The 20336-nt window shown below is 66.2% G+C and carries 23 protein-coding genes; 12 read left to right on the top strand and 11 right to left on the bottom strand.

Features of this window, described 5'->3' with window-relative positions:
• Positions 1-106 precede the first annotated feature (106 nt).
• Genes dapA through KDJ86_RS13800 form a run of 3 tightly spaced genes read left to right on the top strand, consistent with a single transcriptional unit; the run spans position 107 to position 2363 of the window.
• Positions 107-982: a 4-hydroxy-tetrahydrodipicolinate synthase gene (gene dapA / locus KDJ86_RS13810; protein ID WP_291746835.1), complete on the top strand. Its 876-nt coding sequence runs from the start codon at positions 107-109 to the stop codon at positions 980-982.
• Positions 983-989: 7 nt separating this feature from the next.
• Positions 990-1466 carry an SsrA-binding protein SmpB gene (gene smpB, locus KDJ86_RS13805; protein ID WP_291746832.1) on the top strand — a complete coding sequence of 159 codons (477 nt, stop codon included), beginning with the start codon at positions 990-992 and terminating at the stop codon, positions 1464-1466.
• A gap of 39 nt (positions 1467-1505) precedes the next feature.
• On the top strand, positions 1506-2363 hold the full coding sequence (locus KDJ86_RS13800; protein ID WP_291746829.1) for a shikimate dehydrogenase family protein: 858 nt from the start codon (positions 1506-1508) through the stop codon (positions 2361-2363).
• 75 nt (positions 2364-2438) lie between these two features.
• On the opposite strand, the gene KDJ86_RS13795 is transcribed toward KDJ86_RS13800, so the two are convergent.
• The 8 genes from KDJ86_RS13795 to KDJ86_RS13760 form a co-directional block, all read right to left on the bottom strand.
• On the bottom strand, positions 2439-3455 hold the full coding sequence (locus tag KDJ86_RS13795) for a YHYH protein (protein WP_291746827.1): 1017 nt from the start codon (positions 3453-3455) through the stop codon (positions 2439-2441).
• A 275-nt stretch (positions 3456-3730) separates the two neighbouring features.
• Positions 3731-4615, bottom strand: a complete 885-nt coding sequence (locus KDJ86_RS13790; RefSeq protein ID WP_291746825.1) for a glycine betaine ABC transporter substrate-binding protein — start codon at positions 4613-4615, stop codon at positions 3731-3733.
• A gap of 63 nt (positions 4616-4678) precedes the next feature.
• Positions 4679-5419 carry an ABC transporter permease gene (locus KDJ86_RS13785; protein ID WP_291746823.1) on the bottom strand — a complete coding sequence of 247 codons (741 nt, stop codon included), beginning with the start codon at positions 5417-5419 and terminating at the stop codon, positions 4679-4681.
• Complete coding sequence (locus tag KDJ86_RS13780; RefSeq protein WP_291746820.1) at positions 5412-6524, bottom strand: ABC transporter ATP-binding protein; 1113 nt, start codon at positions 6522-6524, stop codon at positions 5412-5414. The genes KDJ86_RS13785 and KDJ86_RS13780 overlap by 8 nt, the downstream gene beginning before the upstream one ends.
• Positions 6521-7189 (bottom strand): ABC transporter permease, encoded by a 669-nt coding sequence (locus tag KDJ86_RS13775; protein WP_291746817.1) that lies wholly within the window; start codon positions 7187-7189, stop codon positions 6521-6523. Before KDJ86_RS13775 ends, KDJ86_RS13780 begins: the two co-directional genes overlap by 4 nt.
• Before the next feature lie 52 nt (positions 7190-7241).
• Positions 7242-8108, bottom strand: coding sequence for a class I SAM-dependent methyltransferase (locus tag KDJ86_RS13770; protein WP_291746816.1), 867 nt, complete (start codon positions 8106-8108; stop codon positions 7242-7244).
• A 395-nt stretch (positions 8109-8503) separates the two neighbouring features.
• Entirely contained in the window at positions 8504-9466 is a 963-nt protein-coding gene (locus KDJ86_RS13765; protein ID WP_291746814.1) for a SphA family protein, read from the bottom strand.
• 31 nt (positions 9467-9497) lie between these two features.
• Positions 9498-10925, bottom strand: coding sequence for an arylsulfatase (locus KDJ86_RS13760; RefSeq protein ID WP_291746812.1), 1428 nt, complete (start codon positions 10923-10925; stop codon positions 9498-9500).
• 124 nt (positions 10926-11049) lie between these two features.
• Here KDJ86_RS13760 and KDJ86_RS13755 point away from each other — a divergent pair, with 124 nt between their 5' ends.
• The gene (locus KDJ86_RS13755; RefSeq protein ID WP_291746810.1) at positions 11050-12096 is read left to right on the top strand and encodes an AraC family transcriptional regulator; all 1047 of its coding nucleotides are present in this window, start codon (positions 11050-11052) and stop codon (positions 12094-12096) included.
• Positions 12097-12113: 17 nt separating this feature from the next.
• On the opposite strand, the gene KDJ86_RS13750 is transcribed toward KDJ86_RS13755, so the two are convergent.
• From KDJ86_RS13750 to KDJ86_RS13740, 3 genes are read right to left on the bottom strand one after another with little or no spacing between them, the layout of a single operon-like run.
• Positions 12114-12779, bottom strand: a complete 666-nt coding sequence (locus KDJ86_RS13750; protein ID WP_291746808.1) for a uracil-DNA glycosylase — start codon at positions 12777-12779, stop codon at positions 12114-12116.
• Between the two features lie 15 nt (positions 12780-12794).
• Positions 12795-13397, bottom strand: coding sequence for a LabA-like NYN domain-containing protein (locus tag KDJ86_RS13745; protein ID WP_291746805.1), 603 nt, complete (start codon positions 13395-13397; stop codon positions 12795-12797).
• 5 nt (positions 13398-13402) lie between these two features.
• On the bottom strand, positions 13403-13669 hold the full coding sequence (locus KDJ86_RS13740) for a hypothetical protein (protein WP_291746803.1): 267 nt from the start codon (positions 13667-13669) through the stop codon (positions 13403-13405).
• Between the two features lie 28 nt (positions 13670-13697).
• On the opposite strand from KDJ86_RS13740, the gene rpoZ reads away from it, so the two are divergent.
• From rpoZ to era, 8 genes are all read left to right on the top strand, one after another.
• The gene (gene rpoZ, locus KDJ86_RS13735; RefSeq protein WP_291746800.1) at positions 13698-14084 is read left to right on the top strand and encodes a DNA-directed RNA polymerase subunit omega; all 387 of its coding nucleotides are present in this window, start codon (positions 13698-13700) and stop codon (positions 14082-14084) included.
• 114 nt (positions 14085-14198) lie between these two features.
• Positions 14199-16490 carry a RelA/SpoT family protein gene (locus KDJ86_RS13730; protein WP_291746798.1) on the top strand — a complete coding sequence of 764 codons (2292 nt, stop codon included), beginning with the start codon at positions 14199-14201 and terminating at the stop codon, positions 16488-16490.
• A gap of 10 nt (positions 16491-16500) precedes the next feature.
• Positions 16501-17085 carry an orotate phosphoribosyltransferase gene (pyrE, locus tag KDJ86_RS13725; protein WP_291746796.1) on the top strand — a complete coding sequence of 195 codons (585 nt, stop codon included), beginning with the start codon at positions 16501-16503 and terminating at the stop codon, positions 17083-17085.
• Between the two features lie 56 nt (positions 17086-17141).
• A complete protein-coding gene (locus tag KDJ86_RS13720) occupies positions 17142-17666 on the top strand; it encodes a DUF2062 domain-containing protein (RefSeq protein ID WP_291746794.1) in 525 nt (174 codons plus the stop codon).
• Between the two features lie 3 nt (positions 17667-17669).
• A complete protein-coding gene (gene acpS, locus KDJ86_RS13715) occupies positions 17670-18077 on the top strand; it encodes a holo-ACP synthase (protein ID WP_291746792.1) in 408 nt (135 codons plus the stop codon).
• Positions 18078-18182: 105 nt separating this feature from the next.
• Positions 18183-18926 carry a signal peptidase I gene (gene lepB / locus KDJ86_RS13710; protein ID WP_291746790.1) on the top strand — a complete coding sequence of 248 codons (744 nt, stop codon included), beginning with the start codon at positions 18183-18185 and terminating at the stop codon, positions 18924-18926.
• Between the two features lie 10 nt (positions 18927-18936).
• Positions 18937-19644: a ribonuclease III gene (gene rnc, locus KDJ86_RS13705; RefSeq protein WP_291746788.1), complete on the top strand. Its 708-nt coding sequence runs from the start codon at positions 18937-18939 to the stop codon at positions 19642-19644.
• Positions 19634-20336, top strand: a 703-nt coding sequence (gene era / locus KDJ86_RS13700) for a GTPase Era (protein WP_291746786.1), incomplete at its 3' end; no start/stop codon positions are given. The genes rnc and era, both read left to right, overlap by 11 nt.

The raw sequence follows: 20336 nt of genomic DNA, 5'->3' as shown, positions 1-20336 counted from the left end.
ATTGCTTGACGAGCCCCGGTCGCGGGCCGTCCTTGCCCCTCCGGTCGCCCCGGAATAAGGTCGCGGGCCGAAAAATAGCAGAAAATCCGGCGAGGATATGGCCGAAATGTTCAAGGGATCGATCACCGCACTTGTCACCCCGGTCAGGGATGGCGCGCTCGACGAGGAGGCGTTCCGCGATTTCGTCAACTGGCAGGTCGAGGAGGGCATCCACGGCCTCGTCCCGGTCGGCACGACGGGGGAAAGCCCGACGCTCACCCATGACGAGCACAAGCGGGTGGTCGAGATCTGCATCGAGACGGCGGCCGGCCGGGTGCCGGTGATCGCCGGCGCCGGCTCCAACAACACCGCCGAGGCGATCGAGCTCGCCCGGCATGCGGAAAAGGCCGGCGCCGACGGCGTGCTGGTCGTCACGCCCTATTACAACAAGCCGAGCCAGGAAGGCCTCTACCAGCATTACAAGGCGATCAACGACGCCATCGGCATCCCGATCATCATCTACAACATCCCGCCGCGCTCGGTGATCGACATGTCGGTCGAGACCATGGCGAAGCTCTTCGAGCTGAAGAACATCGCCGGCGTCAAGGACGCGACCGGCAAGATCGACCGGATCAGCCTGCAGCGCCACGCCATGGGGCCGGATTTCATCCAGCTCTCCGGCGACGACGGGACGGCGCTGGCGGTCATGGCCCATGGCGGCCGCGGCTGCATCTCGGTGACGTCCAACGTCGCGCCCAAGATGGTGTCGGAGTTCCTCGACGCCTGCCTCGCCGGGGACTATGACAAGGCGCTCGGCTACCAGGACCGGCTCATGCCGCTCCACAAGGCGCTGTTCCTCGAGCCCAATCCGTCCGGCGCCAAGTATGCGCTGTCGATGCTCGGCAAGATGAGCGACGACATGCGCCTGCCGATGGTCAAGGTCTCGGAAGGGACCAGGACGGCGATCCGCTCGGCGATGGTCCATGCCGGGCTGATCAACTGAAACGGCAATGTCAGCCAAGAAAGCCAGGGCGCCGTCGCGCATCGCGGCCGATAACCGGCGTGCCCGTTTCAACTACGAGATCGGCCAGACCTTCGAGGCCGGGCTGGCGCTGACCGGGACGGAAGTCAAGTCGCTGCGCGAGGGGCGCAGCAACATCACCGATTCCTATGCGGGCGAGCATCGCGGCGAGCTGTGGCTCTACAACGCCTATATCCCGGAATATCTGCAGGCCAACCGCTTCCAGCACGAGACGCGGCGACCGCGGAAGCTGCTGCTTCACCGTAACGAGATCAACCGGCTCGCCGGCGCGGTCCAGCGCGAGGGGCTGACCGTCGTCCCGCTCAAGATCTATTTCAACGACAGGGGGCGGGCGAAGGTCGAGCTGGCGCTCGCCCGTGGCAAGAAGCTTCACGACAAGCGCGAGACCGCCAAGAAGCGGGACTGGAGTCGTGAAAAGGGCCGGTTGCTCAGGGATAAGGGCTAGGCCCTGACAGGCATCGGGCGGCGTGACGGGGGAGATTACATGGCGCTGAATTTTCGGAGTATGTTGACCGGCAGCTTCTCGACCGGGGCCAGCGAGAATCCGACCGTCGCCATGGTCGAGGCGGCCTTCCGCCACCACGAGCTCGACGTCCGTTACATCAACTGCGAGGTGCCGCCGGACCTGCTTGGCGACGCCGTCCGCGGCGCCCGGGCAATGGGCTGGGCCGGCTTCAACTGCTCGCTGCCGCACAAGGTGACGGTGATCGAGCATCTCGACGGACTCGGCGAGTCGGCCGGGATCATGGGCGCGGTCAATTGCGCGGTGCGGCGTGGCGACCAGTTCATCGGCGAGAATACCGACGGCAAGGGCTTCCTCAAGTCGCTGATGGAAAAGGTCGATCCGGCCGGCAAGGCGGTCGTCATGTTCGGCGCCGGCGGCGCGGCGCGGGCGATCGGCGTCGAGCTGGCGCTTGCCGGCGCGTCGCGCATCACGGTCGTCAACCGCGGCGCCGCGCGGGGCCGGACCCTGGTCGACCTCCTCAACCAAAAGACCGCGGCGGAAGCGCGTTTCGTTCCCTGGGAGGGCACCTACGCCATTCCCGAGGGCACCGACATCGTCGTCAACGCGACGTCGATCGGCCTCTACCCGGACGTCGAGGGACGGCTCGACATCGATCCCGAGACGCTGAAGCCGGGGATGGTGGTTGCCGACGTCATCGCCAACCCGCCGCGCACGCTTCTCATCCGCGACGCCGAGGCGCGCGGCTGCACGGTTGTCGACGGGCTCGGCATGCTGATCAATCAGGGCGTCATCGGCATCAAATACTGGACCGATGTCGACGTCGATCCGACCGTCATGCGGGCGACGCTCACCGATATTTTCGGCGCGTCGGACTAGGCGCCGGCCGCGGCGACCAGCGACACCCGCCGCCGGTATCCGCGAGCCGCCTGCCACCTGCCGCGGCCGGATGCGTCATCCTCGCCGCTCATAGCCGCGCAGCGGCGGCCGAAAGAGCGGTCGGCCAAACAGGTGACGGCGCGGCGGTGGAGCGCGGAGCGCGCGTGGTCCCGCCGGTGCCCCCGGCGCAAGGCCGTTCGGACCGTCGATATCGGGGCCGGCTGCCATGCCGCGCCCGGTTCGGAGCTGGGTCGGCGTGCCGTGGAAGCAGCCGATCGTGTACGGATATTCTTCGGTGAAATGGTAATGGTAGATCTCGGTCGGCTCGCCGTCCCAGATCACCGTATGGACATGGCCGTGACAGGCATCGAGGTCGGCATTGGTTACCACCTCTCCGTCCTCGCCATGGAGCCCGTATATGCCGAAGCCGTCGAGCGCGTAGCCGGCGAGGTCGCTGTGGCCGTGCGCTTCGTTCCGCGTGTCGGTCAGGCAGGCGGAGAGGTCGTGATAGTGATACTGACCGTTCCGCTCCGGATGGCCGTTGCAGGCGTCCTGGATTTCATGCGCCGGCGCGTCGCGGCCGAGCGCGTCGAGGGCGTTGAAGATGGCGGCGCCGCTGGTGGCGAAGCCGATCATCCCCATCGGCACGCAGCTTTCCTCGGCCGCCGCCGTCGGCTTGGCGGGTAGGGTCAGCAGGATGTTCTGGGCCCTGATCCGGTTCGGATTGCGGTCATAGGCATAGGCGTCGTCGCTCGGCTGGATGCCGAAGACCCCGGTCGGATGGTCGGGCAGGTTGTTGGCCCGGATGACGCGGGCGTCGCCTTCCCGCGAGATGGCGATCTCGCTCGGCCAGTCGATCGCGCCGTCGACGACGGGCTTCAGGTCGCTGTCCCAGGTGTCGCCGTTGATCCATCCGCCGTCGCGAAATGCACCGCCGCCGCCAAATCGCGTCTGGCAGGAATAGACGTTGTCGATCTGCGGGGTGGTCGAGATGGCGCCGTCGCCGAGCGGCAGGTCGTGGGCGCCGGCATGCGTCGCGGCGAAGACACATGACGAGAGCAGGGCGAGGCGCAGGGCGTGGGGCGTTTTCATTTCCGGCTTCCTCCTTCCGGTGTCGTGGCCTCTGAAGGCGGAACGCCCTCGCGGCTCGCCACGGACATAGGCGGAGGTGGCGCGGCGATGTCAGGTCGAAAAATGTAACGAAATGTGCGCTCTGGCCCGGACGGGGCGCGGGTTCGCACGAAACGCCGCGAATTCGCGCCGGTCGGCGGCTGCGGCAGGCTGTTACACTTTTTCTCGGGAGGAAAGCCGGCGTGACGGCTGCCCGCCTCCGCCTGGCGGCGGGGACGGGCGTGGTGCGGACCTGGTCAGATCAGGCCGTTCTCGCTCAGGAAGGTCTTGGCGACCTCGCCGATGTCCTTCTTGTCGACGTCGATCTGGGCGTTCAGCATCTGCATCGTCTCGTCGTCGAGCTTGGCCGAAAGGGCGTTCAGCGGCTCTGCGATTTCCGGGTTCGCCTCCAGTGTGTCGGTGCGGATGACCGGTACGATCGCGTAGTTGGGGAAGAAGCCCTTGTCGTCGTCGAGCACCCGGAAGTCGAAGGCGGCGATCCGCCCGTCGGTGGCGAAGACCAGCGCCACGTCGACCTGGCCCTGGTTGAGCGCCTGGTAGGTGAGGCCGGAATCCATCGCCTTCAGGTCGGCGCGGGTGGTCTCGAAGCCATACGTTTCCTCGAGGCCGGGCAGGCCGTCGGGCCGCTTCGGGAACTCGGCATTGACCGCGATGACGAGCCCTTCGTCGTCGTTATAGGCCTTGGCCAGGTCGGACAGGCTGTCGACGCCCTTGGTGTTGTCGTCGCCATTCTTGACCGCCAGCGCGTAGGTGTTGTTGGCATTGGAGGGATCGAGCCAGGTCAGGCCCTGCTCGCCGTCGAGCTTCTTGACGGTCTCATAGGTCTGGTCGGCGTCCATGCGCTCGTCGACCTTGTTGTAGGTGACCAGCGACGTGCCGGTATATTCCCAATAGACGTCGACCTGGCCGTTGAGCTGCGCGTCGCGAACGACCTGCGAACCCATGCCGTCGCGCTTGTCGACGTCGAAGCCCTTGGCCTCGAGCAGTTGCGCCGTTATCTCGGCAAGCAGCAGCTGTTCGGTGAAGTTCTTGCCGCCGACGACGATCTCCTCCGCCTGGGCGGAGGCCATCATCGCGGCGCCGACGGCGGCCGCCGTCAGCAGAGTGGTGAAACGTCGCATCGTTTTCTCCTCTTGTTCTTCCGGATCCCGTCGCGGGTCCGGTCGGCCCCTTGGCGAGGCGGGTCAGCGCAGCGGGTTGACGCCGCGCGGAATCGTCCAGAGCTGCATCTGGCTCATCAGGAAATCGACCATGATGGCGAGCAGGGCGGTCGGGATCGCCCCGGCCAGCATCATCCCGAATTCGTTCAGCGCGATGCCGCTGAAGATCAGTTCGCCGAGGCCGCCGCCGCCGATCAGGAAGGCCAGCGGCACGGTTCCGACATTGACGGCAAGCGCGGTGCGGATGCCGGCATAGATGACGAAGAGGGCGTTGGGCAGTTCGACCTGCCACAGGATCTGGCCGCGGCTCAGGCCCATGCCGGTCGCGGCCTCGATCAGGTGGCGGGGTACCGCCCGGATGCCGGCCAGCGTGTTCGACACGATCGGCAGCAGGGTCAGCACGAACAGCCCGAAGATCGCCGGCGTGTCGCCGATGCCGAGAATGCTCATCGACAGGGCGAGCACGGCGAGTGTCGGGATGGTGGCGCCGATGTTGAGGAACTGCAGCGCGATATTGCTGTAGCGCTGCATGCCGGGACGGGTCAGCAGGATGCCGAGGGGGATGCCCACGGCGATCGCGAGCCCGCCGGATATGGCGACCAGGATGATGTGCTGACGGCCGAGATAGACGATGTCGTCCCAGAGGTCGGCCATGGTCGGCAGGAGGCCGCTCGCCCAGGCCCAGGCGCCGAGGGCGAAGATCAGGACCAGGGTCGCGATCCGCCACAGGCGCTGGATCCCTGCCATGGCAACCTGCTCAGCCATCGCGATGCGCCTCGCCGAGAAGGTGGGTGATGCCGCGCAGCGTCACGTAGCCCTTGAACACCCGGTCGTCGTCGACGCAGGCAAGCCAGGTGACGTCGTGGCGGAACATGGTCGAGACCGCGGTCCTGAGATTCTCGTCGGTCTTGATCGTCGTCGGCAGGGTCTCGTGGTTCTCGCCGACCTTGCCCTTGGTCTCGCGTGCCGTCCTCAGGTCGACGAAGCCGCGGACCCGGCCGTTGGGGCCGACCATGACGATCGAGCTGTGGCCGTTTTCCTCCATCAGCGCCGCCGCCGCCGCCAGCGTGTCGTCGGCCCGCACGCTCGGCGGGTCATGCATCATCGCGTCGGTCACCTTGAGGAGCTGCAGCCGCTTCAGGGTCCGGTCCGAACCGACGAAGTCGGAGACGAAGCGGTTCTTGGGGTGGGCGAGCAGGTTGTCGGGCGTGTCATACTGGACCAGCCGGCCCTCGTTGAAGATGGCGATGCGGTCGGCCATCTTCACCGCTTCGTCGATGTCGTGGCTGACGAACATGATGGTCTTCTTCATGGTCGCCTGCATTTTCAGGAACTCGTCCTGGATGATCTCCCGGTTGATCGGGTCGATGGCGCCGAAGGGCTCGTCCATCAGCAGCACCGGCGGATCGGCGGCGATCGCCCGCAGCACGCCGATCCGCTGCTGCTGGCCACCGGAAAGCTCCTTCGGGTAGCGGTTGAGGTATATCCCCGGGTCGAGGGCCACCATCTGGAGAAGCTCGGCCGCCCGGGCCCGCGACTTGGCGCGGTCCCAGCCGAGGATGTCGGGGACGATGCAGATATTGTCCACGATCGTCTTGTTGGGAAACAGCCCGATCTGCTGGATGACGTAGCCGAGCGTCCGGCGGAGCTGGACCGCATCGTGGTCGGTGGTGTCCTTGCCGTCGATGAAGATCTTGCCCGAGCTCGGCTCGATCAGCCGGTTGACCATCTTCATCGTCGTCGTCTTGCCGCAGCCGGAAGGGCCGAGCAGCACGCAGATTTCGCCCTCGGGCACTTCCATCGACACATGATCGACGGACGGCATCGCCGCGCCGGGAAAGACCTTGGTGACGTTTTCGAGGCGGATCATGCGGGTGTCCTTGCAGTTTCGCGTAGTCCGGGTGAGGTCAGCAGGCGCTGCAGTCCCAGCAGCGCGAAATCGGCCGCCACCGCCAGGACGCTGACGGCGAGCGCGCCGGTCACCAGCTGGCGCGGGTCGGTCTGGCTGATGCCGCGGGAGATGAAATCGCCAAGTCCGCCGGCGCCGATATAGGCCGCAATCGCCGTGACCCCGATGTTCATGACGACCGCGATCCTGACGCCGGCCATGATCACCGGCACGGCGAGAGGCAGCTCGACCTCGCGCAGCCTTTGCAGGCGGGTGAGGCCCATGCCGCGCCCCGCCTCGCGCAGCGCCGGATCGACGTTGCTGATCGCGGTATATGTGTTGCGGATGATCGGGAGTTGCGAATAGAGCAGCACGGCGATCACGGCCGGCAGGTAGCCGATGCCCTGGCCGATCAGCGACAAGACCGGGATCATGATGCCGAACAGCGCGATCGACGGGATGGTGATGATGATCGACGCGACATAGAGCACCCCGGTCGCGAGCCGCTTGTTCTGGGTGATCAGGATGCCGATCGGCACGCCGGTCAGGATGGCAAGGCCGACAGCGACGCCGACGATGGCGATGTGCTGTCCGGTGCGGACCATGATCAGGTCCCAGTTGGCGATGATGTAGCTAAGGATTTCCATCGGTCACTTTGGTCGGGTTTCCTCTCAGGCGTTGCGGCTTGCGGCGTGTCGTTCAGTAGACCGGCACGGCATTGGCGATCGGCGGCCTGATCGCTTCGCCCTCGGGCAGGGCGAAGAAGAATTCGGCGTGGTACCAGCCTTCGGACTCGTGGCCCTTCGGGTCGATGCCGAGGCTTCGCAGCCTGCTCAGGACTTCCGCTCTTTCGTCCCGGCCGGCAAAGCGGCGTTGCCGGAAGGTCTGTCCCGACGCGCGGAAGACCGAATAGCCGCGCGTCCTCAGGAACTCGACGATCCGGTCGACCGGGAACATCCGCAGCGCGAAGAGCGCCAGCCAGGGGAGGCGCTCCGTATTGTCCAGGATCCGCCGGAACGTCGGCGCGTCGACGTAGCCGATGGCTCCGGTCGAGATGACGAGGTCGGTCGGCGCCAGCAGTGAAGCCTCGCGGTCGCCGGGGTCGCCGGATTCCAGGTCGGCGACGATTCCGGCGTCCAGCAATCGCGCCTCGCAGGCATAGTCGATGGCGGATTCGGCGACGTCGAGGCCGATGGTCCGCAGGTCGCTGTCGCCGTCGCCCTGAAAAAGCGATCGGTCGCGGGCGATCAGGTCCTGTCGCGATCGGCCTGCCGTCGCGTCGCGGCCGTAGAGATTGAAGAGCTCGGCAAGGCCGTAGCGGTGCTTCAGCAGCGCCGCGTTGACGCCGTAGGACGATCCGACGTCCAGCACGGTGACCCGCCGCTGCCGTCGTTTTCGCCTCAGGGCGCCGATGATCCGGGCAACGACCGCGCTTGCGGATTCGGGGATGCGGTATTCGAGCGTCGCCAGCGTCTGGTAATAGCCGCGCGGATCCGGCTGGTCGTAGATGGCGGTGAGATCGATTTTGCCGGTCTTGTCGAGATCGAAATCACTCGCAACTGTCACTGCCTGAAATTCCTCAAAAAAAAGACGTGCGACGCGGCGGGTGAGCCGCGCCTCGAGGCCTGTCGAATATGTGGTGTGCGAACAGTATGACCCGAAGTCGGGTCCAAAACCAAGCCGGTCGGAGCCATTTTTTGGCGCCGCTGCGGCCAAGTCGTTGGAAAATGGCGCATTATTGGCGCCAGGTCGGGCGTGCGATTTCACACGTCGCGGGCGACCGGATGCCATTCGCGGCGTCGTCACATGATCGTGCGAAGGATTTTCTTAGCCGGCTTATGCGGTACCGGTCGGATGCCCGGATCGAGCTCGGCGATCCTGCTTTCTGTCGTCGATTGCGCGCCGAAGCCGTCCGCCGAGGACCCCTGGCGGCGGTGCGGCGCCGGTCGGGGCATCGCCCGTCACGACCGGGCGCCTGAAAGCGGTATGTTGATCGTGAGAAAGCCGCCGCCGCCTTGCGTCCGGTTCTTTGCGCCGAATTCGAAATAGGCGCGAAGGTTCGTATAGATCGGCACCGAGCCGACATCGAAGGTGTATCCGATCTGCGGGCCGATGCCGAAGACCTGGCTTTCGAAGTCGCCGAGCGCGGCCGGCTGTCCGTCGTCCGGCGTCAGCTGGACATAGGCATAGCCGACAAGCCCGACGAAAAACCGGTCACTCAGCGATTTCGACAGGCCGAGGTCGAGGTGGGAATCGATGCCGCTGGTGTAGTCGGTGTCGGGATTGACGAAATTGTAGGTGACGCCGGCCGTCGCGGAGAACTCCCAGCCCGTGGCGGTGTCGAGATAGGTATAGGCCCCGCCGGCATCGATCGCGCCGTGACCGATGCCGAGATTGGCCAGCCGATGCGGGTCGTAGTCGCCGACCGGGACGTCGCCGGTGACATAGGCCATCCAGTTGTTGACCCCGCGGTTCCAGAAGATCTGCGCGGTCGGATAGAGATCGCCGAATCCCGTGACCGAGTCGGTGCGGCTTGCGCCATGCCCGGCGGCCGTGAGGTTGGCCGAGGTCTGGTTCCAGCCCGGGAAGCCCGCGATCGAGAATGCCGGCCTGCCGCCGAGGAAGGTCGTATCGGGCGCCCAGGTCGGAACGAGGAACTCCGCGGCGAAGTCCGTGTCGACCCCGAAGTCGAGCGTGCCGCCGCGCGCCAACGGGGTACTGCCGCCGGCCGAGCCCGAATAATAGTAGGTCTGCATCGGCAGCGAAAAGCCCGGGGTTGGCGCCAGCGCGGCGAAGCTTGCATATTGGCCGGGCAGCCAGAAGCTGACGCCGCCTTCATCGGCGAGCCCCGGACCGCCGAGGAGAACGAGGAGGAGGACGCCCGCGACGCTCGGTCGTGCGATGGTGTTGCCAGGTGCCGGCATGGGCGTTCCTTCCTTCGCCGCGTTTGCGGTCTTACTCGTTTGCGGTGCCCCGGCGGGGGACGAAGTCGAGCGGCGCGCCGGCGGGGATCAGTTCCTCCTCCTCGACGCTCTTCCTGAAATCCGCGACGATCCCGGCCGCGTGCGCGATCACCCAGCTATGGACATAGGGATAGTCGAACGGCTTCCTTTCCTTCGGGTCGACGTCGAGATTGATGATGTGCGGCGTCGCCAGTTGCAGGGCCGGTTCGGTCAGCGTCCGCTGCAGCACGGTGACGACCTTGAAGTTCTGCCACTTCACGCCGTACATCCGCTCGCCCATCCAGAAGGGAAAGCCCTCGCGGGCCGATTGCGGGATACGGCCCTCGAGGAATGCGCGCTGATCGAGACCGTCGATGATCCGGTCGTCCGGTACCTTCGCGCCCGCCCACAGCAGCAGCGTGGTGAACATGTCGGCGATATGGACGATCTCGTTCGATTTCTGGCCGATCGGTACGACCCCCGGATAGCGGATCAGTGCCGGTGTCCGCAGCGAGCCTTCCATGCCGGTGAAATATGAACCTTCCCAGAAGCCGGCGCTGCCGCGGTCCGGTTCCATCTCCTCCGGGCCGTTGTCGCCGGAGAAGACGACGATCGTATTGTCGGCGATACCCTTCTCATCGAGGTAATCCAGCAGGCTGCCGAAATCGGAGTCGAGCTCGACAAGCGAGTCCGCCCAGTCGCCGTGACCGGTTACCCCGCGGAATTCCTCGCGTGGCGCCACCGGCAGATGCATCAGGGTGTGGTTGAAATAGAGGAAGAACGGCTTGTCGGCGGCGATGCTGCGGTCGATGAAATCCTCGGAGCGCTTCAGGTATTCGACGTCGAGGTCGAGCTTCACGCCGACGGTGAGCTGCTCGATTTCGGTCGGCTCCTCGCCCTTCTTCGATTCCATCACATAGGCGACCGGGTCGCGTTCCGGATCGTACCAGGGATCGGCGGCCCATAGCGCCTCGTCATAGCTGTGCGGAATGCCGATCCATTCGTCGAAGCCATGATCGGTGGGCCAGCGTCCCTCCGAGGCTCCGATATGCCATTTGCCGACGATCGCCGTCGCGTAGCCCTCGTCCGACAGGATGTCGGCCATCGTGCGCTCCCAGGCGACGAGGCCGCCGGGATTGCCGGCGAGTGCGACGGTGTGGTTGCCAGAACGGATTGAGTAGCGCCCTGTCATCAGCGCCGATCGCGACGGGGTGCATTGCGTCTCGGGAGCGAAGTTCATGAGCTGCATGCCCTCGGCGGCGAGGGTGTCGATCCGCGGGGTTTCGGCGCCGCGCAGCATGCCGCCACCGTAAGAGCCGAGTTCGCCATAGCCGAGGTTGTCGACGAGGAAATAGACGATGTTTGGCCGCCCCTCGGCGGAGGCACCTTGGCCGAACACGAGCGCCGCTGCCATGGCGGCGAGAAGAAGCATCTTTCGCATATCCGTTTCCCGGTCGTCGGCGCCTTTCCGGTGGTCCGGCAAAGCGCGGGGCGATTGCACGAATGCGATGGGTACGCCAGTCTCTCACCGGGCACTTGTCATTTTCCGCCAGCGAAGGTTTTGCATGGGCAACCTGTCCATTCCGATGACGACCGCGGCCGGTATGGGACCGCTGCCGCAGATGCTCGAACGGATGGCGGGTTCCGCTGCGCTGTCGCGGGTCTTTCGCCGGGAAGCGCTCCCTCTGGCGTTGATCGAGGATCGCGACATGCGCCTGCCGCTGGTCGCGCTGTGCGGCCTTTTCGAGGCGGCCAGCCATGAAGCAGGCGACCGGACCTTCGGCCTCCGCATCGGCGAGGCGATGCTGCCCGGCTCCTACGGTCTGTGGGCGGAATACGGGACGGCCGCCGGGACCCTGGCGGAAGCGCTGAGGCGGATGGTCGCGACGATCGACGTCCGCCAGACCGGATCGTCCATGTCGCTGCGCCGCACGGGAGATCACGTCGTCTGGGGATTCGCGCACGGCATCGGACAGACGGCCGGCCGTCAGCATGCCGATCATGTCATCGGCCCGATGCGGCGCTTCGTCGGCGCTTTCCTTGGCGCGGGCTGGACGCCCTCCTGGATCGAGCTGAACTATCCAACGGACGGCGACGCCGACCTGCTGGAGCGGCACTGGCACACGGGGATCCGTTTCGGTGCGCCTGCCGCGGGAATCGCCATTCCCGTCGATCGACTGCCGGTGCGGCGGCGTCGGGCTGTCGATGCCGGTCGCGCCCGCCATCTCACCTCCCTCGACCTGATCGCGGATGCCCGCCGGCGACAGGCGCGCGACCCGCTGCACGTGGTCGAGGAACTCGTCGCCCTGCGCCTGATGGATGGTGAGGTCGATATCGATGGCCTTGCGCGCCTCGCCGGCACCAGCGTTCGTGCGCTGCAACGCACGTTGCACGAGCGCGGATATTCCTACCGCGAGGTTCTGGGGATGGTCCGCCATCGCAGGGCGGCGGCGCTCCTCGCCGAGACGGACATCTCGATCACCGAGATCGCAATGGTGCTGGGATACGCCGAGGTGGCGAGCTTCACCCGGGCCTTCGTGCGATGGGCGGGCGTGCCGCCGAGCCTGCTCAGAAGCGCCGGGGACCGGCCGGCGGAGGAGCTGTCCGCCTGAGGACGGCCCCGGGTTGGTCAGCCGTCGCCGGGCAGGCGGCGCCGGATCTCGGTGAACACCGCCCTGAACATCGCCTCGGTCAGCCTGCCGGTATTGGTGTTGTAGCGGGAGCAGTGATAGCTCGAGACCAGCGCCGGCCCGGCTTCGGTTTCGTAGGCGGCGGCGTGGGCGAAGGGCAGGGCCGACCGCCTGAGGCCGAGCGTCGCGATGACGCTGTCATGGGCGATCCTGCCGAGGCTGAGGATGACGGCAAGCCGCGGCATCGCGGCGATGGTCGCGGCGAGGAACGGCCGGCAGGTACGGATCTCGGCCGTCGTCGGCTTGTTTTCCGGCGGTACGCAGCGCACCGCATTGGTGATCGCCGCGTCGACCAGCGTCAGCCCGTCGTCGGGGCGCGCCGCGTAGTCGCCGGCGGCGAAGCCGAAGTCGATCAGGGTCCGGTAGAGCAGGTCGCCGGCATAGTCGCCGGTGAAGGGGCGCCCCGTGCGGTTGGCGCCGCGTAGCCCCGGTGCCAGCCCGACGACCAGCAGCCGCGCGTCCTTCGCCCCGAATGTCGGGACCGGGGCGTTGTGCCAGTCGGGCTCGGCCGTCCGCCACCGCTCGCGAAAGGCGACGAGCCGCGGGCAGAGCGGGCAGTCGCGGCCGGGCTCCGGTCCCGGTTCCGCCGTCGGAGCTGTGGTCATCGGCACCCGCGACGCTCAGAGCGCGTCGTCGTCCTCGAATTCGTCCTCGAAGCGGGCGTCGTCGTGCCGCTCGGGGCGGGGCGGACGCTCGGAGGGGTCGCGGCCGAGCTTCTGCTTGAGGCTGGCGAGGTCGACGAAATGATCGGCCTGGCGGCGCAACTCGTCGGCGATCATCGGCGGCTGGGTGGCCAGCGTCGAGACCACCGTCACCTTGCGGCCCTTGCGCTGGATCATCTCGACCAGCGAGCGGAAGTCGCCATCGCCGGAGAAGAGCACCAGGTGGTCCACCGTCTCGGCCATCTCCATGGCGGCGACGGCGAGCTCGATATCCATGTTGCCCTTGACCTTGCGGCGGCCGGTCGAATCGACGAATTCCTTGGTCGGCTTGGTGACCACCGTGTAGCCGTTATAGTCGAGCCAGTCGATCAGCGGGCGGATCGAGGAATATTCCTGATCCTCGGCGAGCGCGGTGAAATAATAGGCCCGCAGCATATAGCCCTTGGTCTGAAATTCCTGCAGCAAGCGCCTGTAATCTATGTCGAAACCGAGCGACTTCGCTGCCGCATAGAGGTTGGCGCCGTCGATGAAGAGGGCAATCTTTTCGCGTTCGTCAAACATCGTCTTCAATCCAGCCTGATCGGATCATTGAGAGTGTCGTTCGAAACCCAGCCGGGGCCGTTTCCGGCCCAAATGGCGGCAACGGGTGGCGGCGTCGGCGTTTCCAGTATCTTTTCAGTCTTCAAAGGTCCGCCGAAAACAGCGACAGGCTCCGGCCAGGCGGAGCCGTTCACAAGAATGTGTTCGATATAGTGCTCCTGCCGGCGCCGTCCAGAGGGATTCCAGACTGCAATCTTGCTTTTGCCCGGAAAGCGGCCTATTTGCTCGGCCAACCCCCGATTTCCTCAGGAGACTGGCCCCATGGCTCGCGTCACCGTCGAAGACTGCGTCGACAAGGTAGAGAACCGCTTTGAACTGGTGCTGCTCGCCAGCCACCGCGGACGGATGATTTCCAGCGGCTCGCCGCTGACCGTCGATCGCGACAACGACAAGAACCCGGTCGTGGCCCTTCGCGAGATCGCCGATGAGACCGTCTCCCCGGACGACCTCAAGGAAGACCTGATCCATTCCCTGCAGAAATATGTCGAGGTCGACGAGCCCGAGCCGGAGGCGGTTCCGATGATCGCCGCGCCGAAGCAGGCCGGCGCCGAGGACGACGGTGACATCGCCTTCGACCGTATGTCGGAAGACGAGCTGCTGCGCGGCCTCGAAAGCATGGTCCCGCCCGACAAGACCGACGATTTCTGATCGTCGCGGGCCGGAATAGCTTATAAACCTTCGCGTTCCTATATTACTGTAAGGGGTTGCCAGGAACCCGGTCGCGCGTCGCGGCCGGGGCGATAGTCGTCGGACGCATGCGCCATGATGCGCCAGTATGAGTTGGTCGAGCGGGTCACGCGTTACAATCCCAACGCGGACGAGAACCTGCTCAACAAGGCCTATGTCTACGCCATGCAGAAGCACGGCACCCAGCAGCGTGCCAACGGCGATCCCTATTTCTCCCATCCCCTCGAAGTCGCGGCGATCCTCACCGACCTGAAGCTCGACGACGCGACCATCGCCGCCGCGCTCCTCCACGATACGATCGAGGATACCGACGCGACCCGCGCCGAGATCGATTCCACCTTCGGCGAGGATATCGGCCAGCTGGTCGAGGGGCTGACCAAGATCCAGAAGCTCGATCTCGTCTCGCGCAAGGCCGCCCAGGCCGAGAATATCCGCAAGCTCCTGCTGGCGATCTCCGAGGATGTGCGGGTCCTGCTGGTCAAGCTCGCCGACCGCCTCCACAACATGCGCACCCTCCAGTTCATGCCGGAGGCGTCGCGCAGGCGCATCGCCGAGGAGACGCTGGAAATCTATGCGCCGCTCGCCGGCCGCATGGGCATGCATGACATGCGCGAGGAGCTGGAGGAGCTCGCCTTCCGGGTCGTCAACCCCGAGGCCTATGCGACCATCTCGGGGCGGCTCGAGGAACTGCGCCGCCGCAACAGCACGCTGATCGCCAGCATCGAGAAGGAGCTCACCGAGGGCTTCGTCCGCCACGGCATCTCCGCCGAGGTCCATGGCCGCGAGAAGCGGCCCTATTCGATCTTCCGCAAGATGGAGCGCAAGGCGGTCAGCTTCGAGCAGCTTTCGGACATTATCGGCTTCCGCGTCATCGTCGGCTCGGTCCCCGAATGCTACGCTGCGCTCGGCGTCGTCCACAGCACCTGGCCGGCGGTTCCCGGCCGTTTCAAGGACTATATCTCGACCCCGAAGCAGAACGACTACCGGTCGATCCATTCGACGGTGATCGGCCCCGGCCGCCAGCGGGTCGAGCTGCAGATCCGGACGCGGGGGATGGAGCAGGTCGCCGAATATGGTATCGCCGCCCATGCCCTCTACAAGGACGAGGTGCCGGTCAGGACGAAGGGCAACGGGGCGAATGGCGTCAACGGCGCTCGCCCGACCAATGGCGCGTCAGGCGGCAAGAGCGGCTTCGACGCCGAGATTCGCGCCTATCAGTGGCTGCGTCACACCATCGAGATGCTGGCCGAGGGCGATACGCCCGAGGAATTCCTCGAACATACCAAGCTCGAGCTTTTCCAGGACCAGGTCTTCTGCTTCACCCCCAAGGGCCGCCTGATCGCGCTGCCGCGTGGCGCCACGCCGATCGATTTCGCCTATGCCGTCCATACCGATATCGGCGACACCTGCGTCGGCGCCAAGATCAACGGCCGGGCGATGCCGCTGATGACCGAGCTCCACAACGGCGACGAGGTCGAGATCGTCTGTTCCAAGGCGCAGGTGCCGCCGGCGGCCTGGGAATCGATGGTGGTCACCGGAAAGGCCCGGTCGGCGATCCGGCGCGCCACGCGGGCCGCGGTCCGCCGCCAGTATGCCGGCCTCGGCCGCCGCATCCTCGAACGCGGTTTCGAGCGTGCCAAGCGCGCCTATTCGGACGAGATGATCAAGGCAATCCTGCCGCGTCTTGCCCAGTCCAACCTCGAGGACGCTCTGGCCGCGGTGGGACGCGGCGAGATCCCGCTGGTCGACGTGCTGAAGGCCGCCTATCCCGACCACAAGGAGGAGCGCCAGCCGCGTGGTCGCGCGAAGAACGAGGAAGGATGGTTCGGCCTGCCGCGCGCCGCGGGGCTGAAATTCCGGGTGCCCGGCTTCCCGCGCAAGGCCGGCGTGAACCGCAAGGCGAACGTGAAGGATGACCGGCCGATTCCGATCCGTGGCCTTGCCGGCGACATGCCGGTGCATTTCGCGGAGGGCGGAGCGCTGCCGGGCGAACGGATCGTCGGCATCACCTCGCCGGGAGAGGGGGTGACGATCTATCCGATCACCTCCCAGGCGCTGAAGGACTTCGACGACGAGCCGGACCGCTGGCTGGATGTCCGCTGGGAGATGGACCAGGACGTGGCCGAGCGCTTTCCGGCGCGGATTGAAGTGACGGCGATGAACGAGCCGGGTACGCTGGCCCAGATCGCCCAGGTGATCGCCGATAATGACGGCAATATTTCCAACCTGAGGATTACCAAGAATGCCCCGGATTTTTCGGTCATGCTGATCGATCTTGAGGTATTCGATCTGAAGCATTTGTCGCGCGTCGTCGCGCAACTCCGGGCGCGGCCGGTGGTCAGCTCAGCGAACCGGGTGAACGCCTGAAGGATATTTGATGACTGAAGCCGAGGTTATTGACGTCTTTCGCAGCGCCGGTGCGATCCTCGAGGGGCATTTCATCCTGAGTTCGGGATTGCACAGCCCGGTCTTCCTGCAGAAGGCGCGCGTCTTCATGTATCCCGACAAGACCGAAAAGGTCTGCCGGGGACTGGCCGAAAAGGTCCGCGCTGCCGGAATCGGCGACGTTGATTTCGTCATTTCGCCTGCGGTCGGCGGCATCGTGCCGGGCTACGAAACCGCCCGCCACCTCGGCGTGCCGGCGATGTGGGTCGAGCGGGAGGAGGGGGCCTTTCGCCTCCGCCGCTTCGAACTGCCCAGGGGCGCGCGCGTGCTGATCGTCGAGGACATCGTCACGACCGGGCTGTCGATTCGCGAGACCGTCGAGGCGGTGAGGGGGCTCGGCGCCGAGGTTGTCGCCTGCGCCTGCCTGATCGACCGTTCGGCCGGCGAGGCCGAGGTCGGCGTGCCGCTCGTCGCGCTTGCCAACTACAAGGTGCCGGCCTATCCGGCCGACGCGATTCCGCCTGAAATGGCGGCCATACCGGCGGTCAAGCCCGGTAGCCGCGGACTGGCTGTTTGAAATAGGTCATGCTGTTTCGTCGACGTACACCACCGACCAGGGCTGAAAAGCTGCGGGTGGCCGTCTGGCCGAGGCAGAGCTGGAGTCGCTCGCTGAAGTATTTCGGCAAGCGGGTCCTGCGTCTCAGCGCTTCGCCGCATGCCATCGCGGCGGGGTTCGCCTGCGGCGTGCTGGTCTCCTGGACCCCGCTTTTCGGCTTCCATTTCATGATGGCCGTGGTGGTCGCCTTCTTCATCGGCGGCAATGTGCTGGCCGCCTTGTTCGGTACCGTTGTCGGCAATCCGCTGACCTTCCCGTTCATGTGGTGGGGATCCTACACCGTCGGCCACTGGCTCCTCGGCCACGAGCTCGGCGGCGCGCCGCCGCCGCCCATGCGACCGGACCTCTTCCATGCGCCGTGGCAGGAAATCGTCAGCGTGCTCGAGCCGATGCTGGTCGGGGCGCTGCCGCTCGGCGTGATTTCGGGGCTGATCGCCTATTTCATCGTTCGCGCCGCCGTCCGCGCCTACCAGGGCGCCCGGCGCGAGCGGCTCGCCGCCCGGCGCGGTCTCGGCGCGGGCTCGGCGGCTTCGGAGTCCTAGGCGATGATCATCGGTACCGGAAACGACCTGATCGACATCCGTCGCATCGAGCGGACCCTCGAACGGCACGGCGAGCGCTTCATCAACCGCATCTTCACCGACATCGAGATCAGGAAATCGGAGCGGCGCCGGCAGCGCGCCGCGTCTTACGCCAAGCGCTTCGCGGCGAAGGAGGCCTGTGCCAAGGCGCTCGGGACCGGCCTCAGCGCCGGTGTCTTCTGGCGGGACATGGGTGTCGTCAACCTGCCCTCCGGCAAGCCGACGATGGCGCTGACCGGAGGGGCGGCCGAACGCCTCGCATTGCTGCTTCCCGCCGGTCACCAGGCGGCCATCCACCTGACGATCACGGACGAATTTCCGCTGGCGCAGGCCTATGTCATCATTGAGGCTTTTCCGGGTGAGGCGCCGTAAATTGGCCTTGTTTGGCACGCACGGCGTTGCGAAAGCTCGGTCGAGCCGGTATGACCGACCGGGCTTTCCTGTTCACGGATAATCCCCCGATCGAGATCGAGACGAATGAGCGTGGCTACCGAGAAGTCCCGTGGGAAAAGCAGCGGCCTTGGCGAGACGATCAAGATCGTCATCCAGGCATTGCTCCTGGCGCTGATCGTCCGGACCTTCCTCTTCCAGCCCTTCAACATTCCGTCGGGGTCGATGAAAGAGACGCTGCTGATCGGCGACTATCTCTTTGTCTCGAAATATGCCTACGGCTACAGCCGCTATTCCTTCCCCTTTGGTCCCGATCTCTTCGACGGCCGGATCTGGGGGGCGGAGCCGAAGCGCGGCGATGTCGTGGTCTTCAAGCTGCCGCGCGACAACTCGACCGACTATATCAAGCGGGTGATCGGCCTGCCCGGCGACCAGATCCAGGTGCAGGGCGGCGTCCTCTTCATCAACGGCAAGGAAGTCGAGCATGAGAAGGTCGGCGACTGGGTCGATGATGACGGCGTTCGCTACGACCAGGTTCGCGAGACCCTGCCCAACGGCGTCAGCTATCTGACCCTCGACCGCGGCCATGGCAGCCTCGACGACACCCAGGTCTACGAAGTCCCGGCCGGCCACTATTTCATGATGGGCGACAATCGCGACAACTCGACCGACAGCCGGGTGCTCGGCGCCGTCGGCTACGTTCCCTATGAGAATCTCGTCGGCCGCGCCGAGGTGATCTTCTTCTCGGTCGAGGACGGTGCCAAGGCCTGGGAGTTCTGGAGATGGCCGTGGACGGTCCGGTGGGACCGGATGTTCACGTCCGTCCAGTGACGGGCGTTGAATGACGGGCCGCGACGACGCCCGCCTCGCGGCGCTTGAAGAGCGCCTCGGCCATACTTTCACCGACCGCGGCCTGCTCGAGACCGCGTTGACCCATGCCAGCGCCGTGGAAGCCCGTGGCGCGACCTATCAGCGGCTCGAATTTCTCGGCGACCGCGTGCTGGGGCTGGTCATCGCCGAGATGCTGATCGACCTTTTTCCGGCCGCGACGGAGGGCGAATTGTCCCGCCGGCTGACCGCGCTGGTCCGCAACGAGGCCTGCGCGGCGGTTGCCCGCGACCTCGATCTCGGCTCGGTGATCCGGCTCGGCACCGGCGAGGCGCAGTCGGGCGGGCGCCGCAAGGCGGCGATTCTCGGTGACGTCTGCGAGGCGGTGATCGGCGCGCTTCACCTCGATGGCGGCATCGCCGTCGCCCGCCGCTTCATCGCCGCGCAGTGGCGGGTGCGGATGGCCGATTGGGAAGGGCCGCTTCGCGACGCCAAGACCACCCTCCAGGAATGGTCGCAGGGCAGGGCGCGCGGAACCCCGTCCTACGAGATCGTCGGGCGGTCGGGCCCGGACCACGCGCCGCGTTTCGAGGTCGAGGTGCGCGTCGACATGACCGCGCCGATGCGCGGCGAGGGGCGCAGCCGCCGCGATGCCGAGCAGGATGCCGCGGCCAGGATGCTCGTCCGCGAAGGCGTATGGGATACCGTCGATGGAGCCTGAACCGACCCGCTGTGGTTTCGTCGCGGTGATCGGCGCGCCGAATGCCGGCAAGTCGACGCTGGTCAATCGCCTGGTCGGCACCAAGGTGTCGATCGTCAGCCGCAAGGTCCAGACCACGCGCTCGATCATCCGCGGCATCGCCATGGCCGGCCGCGCGCAGATCGTCTTCGTCGACACGCCGGGCATCTTCGCGCCGCGCCGCCGTCTCGACCGGGCGATGGTCGATACCGCCTGGAGCGGCGCCCGCGACGCCGATCTCGTCGTCGCCATGGTCGATGCCTCGCGCGGCCTGGTGCCGGAGGTCACGGACCTGCTCGGGCGGCTCGCCGAGGTGCCGCAACCGAAGCTCCTGCTCTTCAACAAGATCGACCTGGTCAGGCCGCCGGCGCTGCTCGAGCTCGCGGCGGAAGCCAACCGGCTGGCTGATTTCGGCGAGACCTTCATGGTCTCGGCCGCGACCGGCGACGGGCTCGACGCCTTCCTCGCCCATCTCGCCGGTGCGGTGCCGGAGGGGCCCTGGCTCTACCCGGAGGACGAGGTCAGCGACGTGCCGCTCCGCCAGCTTGCCGCCGAGATCACCCGCGAGAAGCTGTTCGAGCGGCTGCATCAGGAGCTGCCCTACCAGGCAACGGTCGAGACCGAGCAATGGACCGACCAGAAGGACGGCTCGGCCCGTGTCGAGCAGACCATCT

The sequence above is a fragment of the Bauldia sp. genome, from assembly GCF_020442045.1.
Taxonomy (GTDB): domain Bacteria; phylum Pseudomonadota; class Alphaproteobacteria; order Rhizobiales; family Kaistiaceae; genus Bauldia.
The sequence above is the reverse complement of the archived record's forward strand: the minus strand, read 5'-3'. Positions and strand labels throughout refer to the sequence as shown.

Bases quoted from the DNA above. Each gene is read 5' to 3' on its own strand.
- dapA (WP_291746835.1), top strand. From the start codon at position 107: ATGTTCAAGGGATCGATCACCGCACTTGTCACCCCGGTCAGGGATGGC.
- smpB (WP_291746832.1), top strand. From the start codon at position 990: ATGTCAGCCAAGAAAGCCAGGGCGCCGTCGCGCATCGCGGCCGATAAC.
- KDJ86_RS13800 (WP_291746829.1), top strand. From the start codon at position 1,506: ATGGCGCTGAATTTTCGGAGTATGTTGACCGGCAGCTTCTCGACCGGG.
- KDJ86_RS13795 (WP_291746827.1), bottom strand. From the start codon at position 3,455: ATGAAAACGCCCCACGCCCTGCGCCTCGCCCTGCTCTCGTCATGTGTC.
- KDJ86_RS13790 (WP_291746825.1), bottom strand. From the start codon at position 4,615: ATGCGACGTTTCACCACTCTGCTGACGGCGGCCGCCGTCGGCGCCGCG.
- KDJ86_RS13785 (WP_291746823.1), bottom strand. From the start codon at position 5,419: ATGGCTGAGCAGGTTGCCATGGCAGGGATCCAGCGCCTGTGGCGGATC.
- KDJ86_RS13780 (WP_291746820.1), bottom strand. From the start codon at position 6,524: ATGATCCGCCTCGAAAACGTCACCAAGGTCTTTCCCGGCGCGGCGATG.
- KDJ86_RS13775 (WP_291746817.1), bottom strand. From the start codon at position 7,189: ATGGAAATCCTTAGCTACATCATCGCCAACTGGGACCTGATCATGGTC.
- KDJ86_RS13765 (WP_291746814.1), bottom strand. From the start codon at position 9,466: ATGCCGGCACCTGGCAACACCATCGCACGACCGAGCGTCGCGGGCGTC.
- KDJ86_RS13760 (WP_291746812.1), bottom strand. From the start codon at position 10,925: ATGCGAAAGATGCTTCTTCTCGCCGCCATGGCAGCGGCGCTCGTGTTC.
- KDJ86_RS13755 (WP_291746810.1), top strand. From the start codon at position 11,050: ATGGGCAACCTGTCCATTCCGATGACGACCGCGGCCGGTATGGGACCG.
- KDJ86_RS13750 (WP_291746808.1), bottom strand. From the start codon at position 12,779: ATGACCACAGCTCCGACGGCGGAACCGGGACCGGAGCCCGGCCGCGAC.
- KDJ86_RS13745 (WP_291746805.1), bottom strand. From the start codon at position 13,397: ATGTTTGACGAACGCGAAAAGATTGCCCTCTTCATCGACGGCGCCAAC.
- rpoZ (WP_291746800.1), top strand. From the start codon at position 13,698: ATGGCTCGCGTCACCGTCGAAGACTGCGTCGACAAGGTAGAGAACCGC.
- KDJ86_RS13730 (WP_291746798.1), top strand. From the start codon at position 14,199: ATGATGCGCCAGTATGAGTTGGTCGAGCGGGTCACGCGTTACAATCCC.
- pyrE (WP_291746796.1), top strand. From the start codon at position 16,501: ATGACTGAAGCCGAGGTTATTGACGTCTTTCGCAGCGCCGGTGCGATC.
- acpS (WP_291746792.1), top strand. From the start codon at position 17,670: ATGATCATCGGTACCGGAAACGACCTGATCGACATCCGTCGCATCGAG.
- lepB (WP_291746790.1), top strand. From the start codon at position 18,183: ATGAGCGTGGCTACCGAGAAGTCCCGTGGGAAAAGCAGCGGCCTTGGC.
- rnc (WP_291746788.1), top strand. From the start codon at position 18,937: ATGACGGGCCGCGACGACGCCCGCCTCGCGGCGCTTGAAGAGCGCCTC.